This is a genomic window from Aquabacterium sp. TM01, assembly GCF_057808345.1.
This window is the reverse complement of sequence record NZ_AP046529.1, coordinates 2,190,057-2,202,339: the sequence shown is the minus strand read 5'-3', so window position 1 is coordinate 2,202,339 and position 12,283 is coordinate 2,190,057. Positions and strand designations below refer to the sequence as shown.

At 61.8% G+C, this 12,283-nt stretch carries 13 protein-coding genes; 12 read left to right on the top strand and 1 reads right to left on the bottom strand.

Annotated elements, in window-relative coordinates:
• Positions 1 to 82 precede the first annotated feature (82 nt).
• Positions 83 to 559 (top strand): transcription elongation factor GreA, encoded by a 477-nt coding sequence (gene greA, locus AC3WW4_RS10075; RefSeq protein WP_320361653.1) that lies wholly within the window; start codon positions 83 to 85, stop codon positions 557 to 559.
• A 19-nt stretch (positions 560 to 578) separates the two neighbouring features.
• A complete protein-coding gene (locus AC3WW4_RS10070) occupies positions 579 to 1,025 on the top strand; it encodes a DUF4149 domain-containing protein (protein ID WP_488828301.1) in 447 nt (148 codons plus the stop codon).
• Between the two features lie 86 nt (positions 1,026 to 1,111).
• On the opposite strand, the gene AC3WW4_RS10065 is transcribed toward AC3WW4_RS10070, so the two are convergent.
• Positions 1,112 to 1,579: a YhbY family RNA-binding protein gene (locus AC3WW4_RS10065; protein WP_488828300.1), complete on the bottom strand. Its 468-nt coding sequence runs from the start codon at positions 1,577 to 1,579 to the stop codon at positions 1,112 to 1,114.
• 17 nt (positions 1,580 to 1,596) lie between these two features.
• Here AC3WW4_RS10065 and AC3WW4_RS10060 point away from each other — a divergent pair, with 17 nt between their 5' ends.
• From AC3WW4_RS10060 to phoB, 10 genes are all read left to right on the top strand, one after another.
• Entirely contained in the window at positions 1,597 to 2,271 is a 675-nt protein-coding gene (locus AC3WW4_RS10060; RefSeq protein WP_488828299.1) for an RlmE family RNA methyltransferase, read from the top strand.
• 223 nt (positions 2,272 to 2,494) lie between these two features.
• The gene (ftsH, locus tag AC3WW4_RS10055; RefSeq protein ID WP_488828298.1) at positions 2,495 to 4,405 is read left to right on the top strand and encodes an ATP-dependent zinc metalloprotease FtsH; all 1,911 of its coding nucleotides are present in this window, start codon (positions 2,495 to 2,497) and stop codon (positions 4,403 to 4,405) included.
• Positions 4,406 to 4,477: 72 nt separating this feature from the next.
• On the top strand, positions 4,478 to 5,320 hold the full coding sequence (gene folP, locus AC3WW4_RS10050; RefSeq protein ID WP_488828297.1) for a dihydropteroate synthase: 843 nt from the start codon (positions 4,478 to 4,480) through the stop codon (positions 5,318 to 5,320).
• Positions 5,321 to 5,374: 54 nt separating this feature from the next.
• The gene (gene glmM / locus AC3WW4_RS10045; RefSeq protein WP_488828296.1) at positions 5,375 to 6,706 is read left to right on the top strand and encodes a phosphoglucosamine mutase; all 1,332 of its coding nucleotides are present in this window, start codon (positions 5,375 to 5,377) and stop codon (positions 6,704 to 6,706) included.
• A gap of 245 nt (positions 6,707 to 6,951) precedes the next feature.
• Complete coding sequence (pstS, locus tag AC3WW4_RS10040) at positions 6,952 to 7,986, top strand: phosphate ABC transporter substrate-binding protein PstS (protein WP_488828295.1); 1,035 nt, start codon at positions 6,952 to 6,954, stop codon at positions 7,984 to 7,986.
• Between the two features lie 172 nt (positions 7,987 to 8,158).
• Positions 8,159 to 9,118: a phosphate ABC transporter permease PstC gene (gene pstC, locus AC3WW4_RS10035; protein WP_488828294.1), complete on the top strand. Its 960-nt coding sequence runs from the start codon at positions 8,159 to 8,161 to the stop codon at positions 9,116 to 9,118.
• Positions 9,115 to 9,975, top strand: a complete 861-nt coding sequence (pstA, locus tag AC3WW4_RS10030) for a phosphate ABC transporter permease PstA (protein ID WP_488828293.1) — start codon at positions 9,115 to 9,117, stop codon at positions 9,973 to 9,975. The genes pstC and pstA overlap by 4 nt, the downstream gene beginning before the upstream one ends.
• 36 nt (positions 9,976 to 10,011) lie before the next feature.
• The gene (gene pstB / locus AC3WW4_RS10025) at positions 10,012 to 10,797 is read left to right on the top strand and encodes a phosphate ABC transporter ATP-binding protein PstB (protein WP_488828292.1); all 786 of its coding nucleotides are present in this window, start codon (positions 10,012 to 10,014) and stop codon (positions 10,795 to 10,797) included.
• Between the two features lie 50 nt (positions 10,798 to 10,847).
• On the top strand, positions 10,848 to 11,555 hold the full coding sequence (phoU, locus tag AC3WW4_RS10020) for a phosphate signaling complex protein PhoU (protein ID WP_488828290.1): 708 nt from the start codon (positions 10,848 to 10,850) through the stop codon (positions 11,553 to 11,555).
• Positions 11,556 to 11,576: 21 nt separating this feature from the next.
• Positions 11,577 to 12,278 carry a phosphate regulon transcriptional regulator PhoB gene (gene phoB / locus AC3WW4_RS10015; RefSeq protein WP_488828289.1) on the top strand — a complete coding sequence of 234 codons (702 nt, stop codon included), beginning with the start codon at positions 11,577 to 11,579 and terminating at the stop codon, positions 12,276 to 12,278.
• The last annotated feature ends 5 nt before the right edge of the window (positions 12,279 to 12,283 follow it).

The following is a 12,283-nucleotide window of genomic DNA, read 5'->3' as shown; positions in this document are numbered from 1 at the left end:
TTCAACACCTCTGGGCCGCGCCCTTCCACCACCTTCGGGTCGGTCTGGGCAGCGGCTCAGTTCTTTTTTGCGAGACAAAGCCATGTCCACCATTCCAATCACGAAGCGCGGCGCCGAGTTGCTCAAGGAAGAGCTGCATCGCCTCAAGCATGTGGAGCGTCCTGCTGTGGTGCAGGCCATTGCCGAAGCGCGCGCCCAGGGTGACCTGTCTGAAAACGCCGAGTACGACGCCGCCAAGGACAAGCAAGGCTTCATCGAAGGCCGCATTGCCGAGATCGAAGGCAAGCTGTCGGCAGCGCAGATCATCAATCCGGCCGAGCTGGACGCCGGTGGCCGCGTGGTGTTCGGTTCGACCGTGGAGATGGAAATCGAAGCCACGGGTGACGTGGTGACCTACCAGATCGTGGGCGACGACGAGGCTGACCTCAAGAAGGGCCTGATCTCCATCAGCTCGCCCATTGCTCGCGCCCTGATCGGCAAGGAAGCCGGCGATGTGGCGTCCGTCCAGGCGCCGGGCGGCGTGCGCGACTACGAGATCATCGAAGTCCGCTACATCTGATTGACTCTGGAGCAGGGCGATGAAGCTGTTGCGCTTTCAGTCATGGCTGGCCGGCATCTGGGCCGGGGTCATCATCGCCGTGGGCGCGGTCGCGGCGCCCACGCTGTTCGCCACGCTGGAGCGTCAGATGGCCGGGCAGGGCGCTGGCCGCATTTTCGGTGTCGAAGCGCGCTTGAGCCTGGCGTTCGCCGTGATCCTGTTCGTCATCGAGCGGCGTCGGGTGCGCGACCTGCTGGAAGGCGGCGCCAAGATCAGCGTGGTGAGCCCCAATCTGTTGCTCACGCTGGGCGCCTTGTTTCTGACGATCTTTGGGGAGTTCGCCTTGCACCCGATGATCGAGGCGGCCAAGGCGGGGCAGGCGACGCTGTTGTCGTTTGGCGCGCTGCATGGCGTGTCGGCCACGCTGTACTGGTTCAAGGCCGTGTTGGTGGCCATTCTGGCCTGGCGTTTGACGGGGCAGCGCTGACGCGGAGCCACCACCTGGGCGGTGGTGATGGTGGTGAGGTGGCTGCAGGGCGGCCGACCCTCCCGGGTCATGGCCGCCGATACACCTCAGGCGGGTTTCTTGCTGGCCGTGCGCTTCTTGGCGCGCTTGATCAGGCCACCGGCCGTGACGCGTTGGTTGCCCATCACGGTGACCTTCTTGATCTCGGGGCGACGCAGGCCGCTCTTGGAGAATTTCAGAATCTTGACCTCGCGCATGCCCGGGCCACGGCCTTCGCGCTCTTCCACGCTGACCTTTTCCGGCATCGGGCGCCACAGCACCAGCAACTTACCGATATGCTGGATGGGTGCGGCGTTCAGTTGGTCGCACATCTGGGCGTAGATTTCTTCGCGTACGGCGCGGTCGTCGCCCAGTACACGCACTTTGATGAGTCCATGCGCCTTGAGGGCGGCATCGGCTTCTTTGAGGACGGCAGGCGTGAGCCCGTCTCCGCCGATCATCACGACGGGGTCCAGGTGGTGTGCGTCGGCCCGCAGGGCACGACGTTCGGCGGTGGTCAATTCAATTGCAGGCATTCCTCTATTATCAAGCCATGAAAGTCCAAACCAAAAGCAAAAAGGTCAACAAGGCCTGGTTGAATGACCATATCCACGATCCTTACGTGAGATTGGCGCAAAAAGAGGGCTTCCGATCGCGTGCGGCCTACAAGCTCAAGGAAATTGACGAGACCCTGGGGTTGCTCAAACCGGGGCAACTGGTGGTCGATCTGGGGGCCTCGCCGGGGGCTTGGAGCCAGTACGTGCGGCGCAAATTTGCGCCCAAGGACGCTGGCACGGGCGGGGCAGCCGTGGGCGAACTCAACGGCACCATCATTGCGCTCGACCTGCTGGAGTTCGAGCCGATTGAAGGGGTGCAGTTCATCCAGGGCGATTTCCGTGAAGAGGATGTACTGCAGAAGCTGCAGGCGAGCGTGGGCGATCGGCCCGTGGACGTGGTCATCTCGGACATGGCCCCGAACCTGAGCGGTATCGGCGCACATGACGCGGCCCGGATCGAAAACCTGATCGAGCTGGCGATTGACTTTGCGCAGCACCATCTCAAGAAAGATGGCGCCCTGGTGTGCAAGGTGTTCCACGGATCTGGCTACACCCAGCTCGTGGACATGTTCAAAGCCAACTTCCGCATCGTGAAGCCCATGAAGCCCAAAGCCTCGCGGGACAAGTCGTCCGAGACGTTTCTGGTCGGGATTGGCCTCAAGGCCCGATGAATTTTCTTGATCGGGTCGATCAGAGAGCCTAAATCCGTGGTCAAGCTGTGGGTAGCTGACTGCAGGGTCACTCTTGACTCGTCTAGAATCATCCTCATATAGCTCGTACGCTCTGCCGTACTTTGTCAAGAAGATGACGGGTACGTCAGGACGGAGCCCTGAACGGGTGTGGTGATGCATCCAGCATCAGCCGGTTCAGGTTGAATTGGAACAAGGAGCCTCGGTGAACAATCAATGGTTCTCGAAGATTGCAGTCTGGTTGGTGGTGGCATTGGTGTTGTTCACCGTGTTCAAGCAGTTCGACCGCGTCAGCGCGGCCGGCGGTCAGATCGCCTATTCGGACTTCCTGGAGGAGGTTCGTGCCAAACGCATCAAGAGCGTGGTGCTGCAAGAGAACGGGGGCGGTGCCACTGAGATCATTGCGATCACCACCGACGACAAGCGTCTGCGCAGCACGGCCACCTACCTGGACCGTGGTCTGGTGGGTGACCTGTTGGCCAGCGGCGTCAAGTTTGACGTGAAGGCCCGCGAAGAGCCGTCGTTGATCATGAGCCTGCTGGTGTCCTGGGGCCCGATGCTGCTGCTGATCGGCGTGTGGGTGTATTTCATGCGCCAGATGCAGGGCGGTGGCGGCAAGGGCGGGGCGTTCAGCTTCGGCAAGAGCCGCGCTCGCATGCTCGACGAGACCAATAACACCGTCACCTTTGCCGATGTCGCCGGTTGCGATGAAGCCAAGGAAGAAGTGAAGGAGCTGGTCGACTTCCTGCGTGACCCGCAGAAGTTCCAGAAGCTGGGTGGCCGCATTCCGCGTGGCGTGTTGCTGGTCGGCCCTCCGGGCACAGGTAAAACGCTGCTGGCCAAGTCCATCGCGGGCGAAGCCAAGGTGCCGTTCTTCACCATCTCGGGTTCCGACTTCGTGGAAATGTTCGTCGGCGTGGGCGCTTCGCGCGTGCGTGACATGTTCGAGCAAGCCAAGAAGAACGCCCCTTGCATCATCTTCATCGACGAAATCGATGCGGTCGGCCGTCACCGTGGTGCGGGCCTGGGTGGTGGCAACGACGAGCGCGAGCAGACCCTCAACCAGATGCTGGTCGAGATGGATGGCTTTGACACCAACGCCGGTGTGATCGTGGTCGCCGCGACCAACCGTCCTGACATCTTGGATCCGGCCTTGCTGCGTCCTGGCCGTTTTGACCGCCAGGTCTATGTGACCCTGCCGGACGTGCGGGGCCGCGAGCAGATCTTGAACGTGCACGTGCGCAAGGTGCCCGTGGGCCAAGACGTGCGTGCCGACATCCTGGCGCGTGGCACCCCCGGTTTCTCGGGTGCTGACCTTGCCAACCTGGTCAACGAAGCTGCCTTGTTTGCCGCACGCCGCAATGGCCGCGTGGTGGAGATGCAGGACTTCGAGAAGGCCAAGGACAAGATCATGATGGGCCCCGAGCGCAAGTCCATGATCATGCCCGAGGAGGAGCGTCGCAACACGGCGTACCACGAGGCCGGTCACGCCCTGGTGGCACGTCTGCTCCCCAAGACCGATCCGGTGCACAAGGTCACCATCATCCCGCGCGGCCGCGCGCTGGGTGTGACCATGCAGCTGCCGGAAGGCGACCGTTACAGCATGGACAAGAACCGCATGCTGGACACCATCTCGGTGCTGTTCGGTGGCCGCATTGCCGAAGAAGTCTTCATGAACCAGATGACGACAGGCGCGAGCAACGACTTTGAGCGTGCCACGGCGATTGCGCGTGACATGGTGACCCGCTATGGCATGACTGATGAACTCGGCCCGGTGGTGTACGCCGAGAACGAGGGCGAGGTCTTCCTGGGTCGCTCCATCACCAAGACCACGCACATGTCTGAAGAGACCATGCAAAAGGTCGACAAGCAGATCCGCAAGATCATCGACGAGCAGTACGCCCTGGCGCGCAAGCTCATCGAAGACAACCAGGACAAGATGCACGCGATGGCCAAGGCTTTGCTGGAATGGGAAACCATCGATGCCGAGCAGATCGACGAGATCATGTCCGGCAAGGAGCCGCATCCACCCAAGGACTGGACGCCTTCGGTCAACCGCTCTGGCGGTGACCCCAAGCCACCGGTCAAGCCAGACGGCGCACCGGCTGCCGTCTGACCTGCGGGCACGTCACACACCAATCAACGGGGCTTCGGCCCCGTTGTGCATTCCAGCTCACTTCTCAGCATCATGTTCACCTGGCACACCACCCGTTTTCAGATCGACCTGAGCCGCCCGCAGGTTATGGGCATCGTCAATGTCACCCCAGATTCGTTTTCTGACGGGGGGCAGCACGCGGACACCCGATTGGCGCTGGCGCACTGCGAACAATTGATCAAGGACGGGGTGGATATTCTGGATCTGGGTGGAGAGTCCACCCGCCCTGGCGCGCCCACGCTGACAGTGGACGAGGAGTGGGCCCGGCTAGAAGGGGTGATTCGCGGCGCGCTGTCGCTGGGCGTTCCGTTGTCGATCGACACCTGCAAAGCCGAGGTGATGCGTCGCGCGCTGGACCTGGGGGTGGACATCATCAACGACATCCGTGGCCTGGAGGACGAGGGGGCCGTGGACGCCGTGGCCCGACATGGCGTGTGCGGGGTGTGCCTCATGCACATGCAGGGCGACCCCGCCACGATGCAGTTGCGCCCGCACTATCCGGATGTGGTCGACGAAGTCAAGGCCTACCTGACTCAGCGAGTTGAGGTGGTGCGGGCCGCAGGCGTGGCGCCTGCTCGCATCACGCTCGACCCCGGTGTTGGTTTTGGCAAAACCCCGGAGCACAATTTCCGTCTCTTGCGGGAGCAGGCGTCTCTGCTGGAGTTGGGCTACCCCCTGCTGATTGGCTGGTCGCGCAAATCCAGCCTGGGCGCCCTCACGGGCCGGCCGGTTGGGGAGCGCCTCGCGGCCAGCCTGAGCGCGGCCTTGGCGGGGGTGCAACGGGGCGCGCACATTGTGCGCGTGCACGATGTCGCGGAAACCGTCGACGCCTTGAAGGTCTGGGCCGCAGCGGGCTTGCCTGACTCGGTGGCATGAGGGGTGTTCCCGTTATCATGGCCGGCTAACAAGTCAGTAGGGTTGTCTTCATTCATGTCACGTCAATATTTCGGTACCGACGGCATCCGCGGCACGGTCGGTCAAGCTCCCATCACGCCTGATTTCGTGTTGCGCCTGGGGCACGCCGTGGGGCAGGTCTTGCGCCGCACCGAGGCGCGTCCCACCGTCTTGATCGGCAAGGACACGCGCATTTCGGGTTACATGCTGGAGTCTGCACTGGAGGCCGGCTTTGCCTCTGCAGGGGTTGACGTGCTGTTGACCGGCCCGTTGCCAACACCCGGCGTGGCCTACCTGACCCGCGCCCTGCGCCAAAGTCTGGGTGTGGTGATCAGCGCGTCGCACAACCCGTTCCAGGACAATGGCATCAAGTTTTTCTCGGCAAATGGCGAAAAGCTGCCGGACGAATGGGAGTTGCAGGTCGAGGCGGCCCTGACGCAGGCACCACAGTGGGTGGACTCCAGGAACCTCGGCAAGGCGCGCCGCCTGGAGGATGCCCGTGGCCGCTACATCGAGTTCTGCAAGGCGACCTTCGATTCGCATCTGTCCCTCAAGGGGCTGAAGCTGGTCGTCGATGGCGCCCATGGTGCCGCTTACCAGATCGCGCCGGCGGTGCTGCATGAGTTGGGCGCCGAGGTCATTTCCATCGGTTGTGCGCCCGATGGGCTGAACATCAATGATGGCGTGGGGGCCACCCACCCAGAGGCTTTGGTGGCGGCTGTGGCCGCTCACGGTGCCCATTACGGCATCGCGCTCGACGGTGACGCCGACCGCCTGCAGCTGGTGGATGCGCAAGGGCGCCTCTACAACGGTGACGAGTTGTTGTATGTGCTGGTGGCCGATCGTCTGGCCCAAGGTGAGACGGTGCCCGGTGCGGTGGGCACGCTGATGACCAATATGGCCGTGGAGTTGGCGCTGCAAAGCCGTGGCGTGGATTTTGTGCGGGCCAAGGTGGGGGACCGCTATGTGCTGGAGGAGTTGCTCGGTCGAGGCTGGCAGCTGGGCGGTGAGGGATCAGGGCATTTGCTGGCCCTGGACCGACACACCACGGGCGATGGCATGGTCAGTGCACTGCAGGTGTTGCAAGCGGTGGTGCGCAGCGGGCGCAGCCTGGCGCAATGGCTGGATGGTGTCACCCTGTTCCCGCAACGACTGATCAATGTGCGTTTGCAGCCTGGCCAGGATTGGCGAAACAACACACGCCTGGCAGCGGTGCAAAAAGACGTTGATGGCATGCTGGTGGGGCAGGGGCGTGTGCTCATTCGCCCTTCTGGGACGGAGCCTTTGCTGCGCGTGATGGTGGAGGCGCGTGAGCAGGATCTGGCCGATCGCTGTGCGCAGATGCTGGTGGATGCCGTGAGTTCCTGAGCGTCCGATGCCTGAGTGTCTGGCCGGTACACCGCGAGGTGGCCGGCTTTTTTGTGGCTGGACGGCGCGGGTCGGCTACATGACAATCTGACGTCGGGGATATGACAATTTCGTATCTCGCACGTGGTGTTGCGTGACGCAGTTTGTGTGACAAAGATGATTTTGGTGTCACAGACGCGTCACATTGGCTGCTTAAAGTGGGTGCTGTCGATACACATCTGTCAGAAGACAGGAAAGGCGTACACATGAGCTTCAAACTGATTCGCACTGCCGCAGCCGTGGCGCTGTCCGTGGCATCTTTTGGCGCGTTGGCCAATGACGTGACCGGCGCGGGCGCCAGCTTCCCTGCCCCCGTCTATGCCAAGTGGGCTGCTGCTTACAACACCGCCAGCGGCGTGCGCATCAACTACCAGTCGGTGGGTTCCGGCGCGGGCATCCGTCAGATCAAGGCCAAGACCGTCGATTTCGGCGCTTCTGACATGCCGCTGACGGACGAAGAGCTGGCCAAGGACGGGCTGGTGCAGTTCCCCACCGTGATCGGTGGCGTGGTGCCTGTGGTCAACATCCAGGGCGTGCAGCCAGGTCAACTGAGGCTGACTGGCGAAGTGCTGGGCAACATCTACCTGGGCAAGATCGCCAAGTGGAACGACCCCGCCATTGTGGCGCTCAATCCTGGTGTGAAGCTGCCCGATGCTGCCATTGCGCCGGTGCGTCGCGCTGACGGTTCGGGCACCACCTTCGTGTTCACGAACTACCTGTCGAAGGTCAATGCCGAGTGGAAGCAGTCGGTGGGTGAAGGCGCTGCCGTCAAGTGGCCCGCCGGTGCGGGTGGCAAGGGTAACGAAGGCGTGTCGGCTTTCGTCGGCCGTCTGCCTAATTCGATCGGTTATGTCGAGTACGCCTATGCCAAGACCAACAAGCTGGCACACGTGGCCATGAAGAACGTGTCGGGCGAATTCGTGCAGCCCGATGACAGTGCTTTCAAGGCTTCGGCGGCTGGTGCCGAATGGAACAAGTCGTTCTACCAGGTGCTGACCAATCAGCCTGGCAAGACCGCTTGGCCGATGAGCAGCGCCACCTTCATCTTGTTGCACAAGGCCCCTCAGAAGCCTGAGCAATCGGCCGCTGCCTTGAAGTTCTTTGACTGGGCTTACAACAACGGCGACAAGACCGCGACGGAACTGGAATATGTGCCTCTGCCCGCTTCGGTGAAGGACATTGTCCGCAAGTCGTGGGCGCAGGTGAAAGATGCCTCTGGCAAGGCCGTTTCTTACAAGTAAGTTTCTGCACTGGCAGATCTGGCCGGTCACCTGGATGGGGTGATCGGCCTCTTGTCGTACCTTGCTGACCCATGTTGAATGACCCACTCCACGGAGGCTGTCGATGACCGCCATTCTTCCTGCTGACAGACTTTCTGGCGCCCCGACCTCCAAAGGGTCCAAGCGTGAACCCATGACCAATCCTCCTCAACGGCGTGTCAGCGCCCCCTGGGCAGATGCCTTGTTTGCCAATTTGGCCCGTCTGGCCGCGCTGGTGACCTTGTCACTGTTGCTGGGCATCATGGTGTCCTTGTTCATTGGTGCCTGGCCGGCCATCAAGGAATATGGTTTCAGCTTTCTGTGGCGCACCGATTGGGATCCGGTTCAGGATTCTTACGGTGGGCTGGTGATGATTTATGGCACCTTGATGACCTCGTTCATCGCGCTGTTGATCGCGGTGCCGGTCAGCTTCGGGATCGCCATGTTCCTGACGGAGCTGTCGCCGAACTGGCTCAAGCGTCCGTTGGGGGTGGCCGTGGAGTTGTTGGCTGCCGTGCCCTCCATCGTGTACGGCATGTGGGGGCTCCTGGTGTTTGGGCCCATCTTGTCCACCTATGTGCAACAACCCTTGCAGTCCTGGACCGAGGGCATCCCGTATCTGGGGGCGTTTTTCTCCGGCCCGCCCGTGGGCATCGGCATCCTGTCTGCCGGCATCATCCTGGCCATCATGATCATCCCGTTCATTGCCTCGGTGATGCGCGATGTGTTTGAAGTGACCCCGCCGCTGCTCAAGGAGTCGGCCTATGGGCTCGGTTCAACCACCTGGGAGGTGGTCTGGAAGGTGGTGCTGCCCTACACCAAGACGGGTGTGACGGGCGGCATCATGCTGGGGCTGGGGCGGGCCCTGGGTGAGACCATGGCCGTGACCTTCGTCATCGGCAACATGAACCAACTGAATTCGCTGTCCCTCTTTGAGGCGGCCAACAGCATCACCTCGGCCCTGGCCAATGAGTTTGCGGAAGCGGGCGAGGGGCTGCATCAGGCCTCGCTGATTTACCTGGGCCTGGTCCTGTTCTTCATCACCTTCGTGGTGTTGGCGTTCTCGCGGATTCTCCTGTCCCGTCTGAAGCGTTCTGAAGGAGCTGCAGCATGAGTGCCGCCGACATGAAAGCCCTGCGTCTGAAGCGCTACAAATCGCGCAAGATGGTGAATGTGTTGGCCTTGCTGCTGTCGCTGGTGGCGATGGCGTTTGGCCTGGTGTGGTTGATCTGGATTCTGGCTGAGACCGTTCGGCTGGGTGTAGATGGTCTCACCTGGGCCACCCTGACCCAGATGACCCCGGCGCCGGGAGACGAAGGTGGTCTCGCCAACGCCATCATGGGCTCGCTGTTCATGGTGGGCCTGGCGACCTTGATTGGCACGCCCGTGGGCGTGATGTCGGGGATCTATCTGGCTGAGTATGGTCAGCGCGGCGCCTTGGGCAGCACCACGCGCTTCATCAACGACATCCTGCTGTCCGCGCCGTCGATCGTGGTGGGCCTGTTCATCTATTCGGTGGTGGTCACCCGCATGCAGTCTTTTTCGGCCTGGGCCGGTGTGCTGGCCTTGGCGCTGATTGTGGTGCCGGTGGTGATCCGTACGACCGAGAACATGCTGACGTTGGTGCCGCAGGCGCTGCGTGAAGCGGCCTATGCCTTGGGCACACCGAAGTGGCGCGTCATCCTGACGATCACACTCAAATCGGCGCGCGCCGGTGTGGTGACGGGGGTGCTGCTGGCGGTAGCGCGTATTTCTGGTGAGACGGCGCCGTTGTTGTTCACGGCCTTGTCCAACCAGTTCTGGTCGTCCGACATGTCCCAGCCGATGGCCAGCCTGCCGGTGACGATCTTCAAGTTTGCAATGAGTCCGTATGAGAACTGGCAGAAGCTGGCGTGGGCAGGCGTGTTCCTGATCACCGTGGGCGTGCTGGCTCTCAACATCATTGCCCGTGTCCTCTTCCGTCAGCGCTGATGCGCCTGGCCCCCTGATTTGATGGAGTTCCAGACCATGGATACCAAGGTAAATACTGCACAGACGGAGCGCATCAAGCTGGCCGTCCACAACCTGAACTTCTACTACGGGAAGTTCCACGCCCTCAAGAACATCAACCTGACCCTGCCTGAAAACAAGGTCACGGCCTTCATTGGCCCCTCGGGTTGCGGCAAGTCGACGTTGCTGCGGACCTTCAACCGCATGTTCGAGTTGTACCCGGAGCAGCGTGCCGAGGGCGAGATCCTGCTCGACGGGGAGAACATCCTCAAGAGCAAGGAGGATGTCTCCTTGATCCGAGCCCGCGTGGGCATGGTGTTCCAGAAGCCGACACCGTTCCCGATGTCGATCTACGAGAACATCGCCTACGGCGTGCGCCTGTTCGAGACCCTGTCGCGCACCGAGATGGACGAGCGTGTGGAGTGGGCGCTGAAGAAGGCCGCGTTGTGGAACGAAGTGAAGGACAAGCTCAATCAAAGCGGTTCGGGCCTGTCAGGTGGTCAGCAGCAGCGTTTGTGCATTGCGCGCGGCATCGCCATCAAGCCCGAAGTGCTGTTGCTGGACGAGCCGTGCTCGGCGCTGGATCCGATCTCGACCGGCAAGATCGAAGAACTGATTCACGAACTCAAGAACGACTACACCGTGCTGATCGTGACCCACAACATGCAGCAGGCTGCACGTTGCTCTGACTACACGGCCTACATGTACCTGGGGGAGCTGATCGAGGTGGGCCCGACCACCGATATCTTCATGAAACCCAAGCGCAATGAGACCGAGGATTACATCACTGGCCGTTTCGGCTGATGACGCAGCCCCTGAGCAAGTTGAATCACAAACATTGAAGGAGTTGCCTCATGTCAGAAAAACACATGTCCAGCCAATTTGACTCTGAGCTCGGCAGCATTTCCACGCGTGTGCTGGAGATGGGCGGACTGGTGGAGTCGCAGGTGGCGCAGGCCATCGAGGCCTTGACCACGTTCAATGGCGAAGAAGCCACGCGGGTGTTGGCGCAGGAAACCCTGGTCAACCAGATGGAAGTGGACATCGATGCCGACCTGTCGACGATCATCGCCCGGCGCCAGCCCACAGCGCGTGACCTGCGTCTGCTGATCGCGATTTCCAAGACCATCGGCAATCTGGAGCGCGTGGGCGACGAGGCCGCACGCGTGGCCCGCACGGTGCAACGCCTGATCAACACGGGGGTGTCCACCCGCTTGCGTTTGCCCGTGAGCGATCTGCAGTTTGCCTCGACGCTGGCCACCGCATCGTTGCGTCGTGCCCTGGATGCTTTTGCCCGCCTGGACACGCAGACGGCCATCGATGTGATCCGTGCTGACAACGAGATTGACGCCGAGTTCGACGGCCTCATGCGCAAGCTCATCACGTACATGATGGAGGACCCGCGCACGATCTCGGCGTCTATTGACCTGGTGTTCGTGGCCAAGGCCATCGAGCGCGTGGGTGATCATGCCAAGAACGTGGCCGAGCAGGTGATCTACATCGTCAAGGGCACCGACGTGCGCCACAACACGCCTGACGCTGTCGAGTCCATCATCAAGTAAGAAGCGATTCAGGAGCAGCCCATGAGCCGTGTGCTAGTGGTTGAAGACGAAATGGCGATCGCAGAGTTGATCGCCCTGAACCTGCGTCATGCCGGTTTTGAAGTGACGGTGGTCGACAACGGTGAGGATGCGCAGACCCAGATCGACAAGGTCATGCCCGACCTGGTGTTGTTGGACTGGATGCTGCCAGGCCAGTCGGGGCTGACGCTGGCCAAGCGCTGGCGTGGGGCCGTTCGCACCCGCGACATCCCGATCATCATGCTGACGGCGCGTGCTGAAGAGGCGGACAAAGTGGCGGGGCTGGATGCCGGGGCAGACGACTATCTGACCAAGCCCTTTTCGCCACAGGAGTTGATGGCGCGCGTGCGTGCGGTGCTGCGTCGCAAGGCCCCGCAGGCGCTTGATTCGGCGGTTGAAGTGGCCGGCTTGAGGCTGGATCCGTCCACCCGCCGCGTCTCGCGTGGCGAGCAGGAGGTCAAGATTGGTCCCACCGAGTTCAAGCTGCTGCATTTCTTCATGACGCACCCGGAGCGGGTTCACAGCCGTGCGCAGTTGCTCGACCGGGTCTGGGGTGACCACGTGTTCATTGAGGAACGCACAGTCGATGTGCACGTGAAGCGTTTGCGCGAGGCCCTGTCGCCTGTGCAGCGCTCACAGTTGATCGAAACCGTTCGTGGGGCGGGCTACCGCCTGACGCAGCAATTGGCCGAGGCTGCGGCCTGACTGAC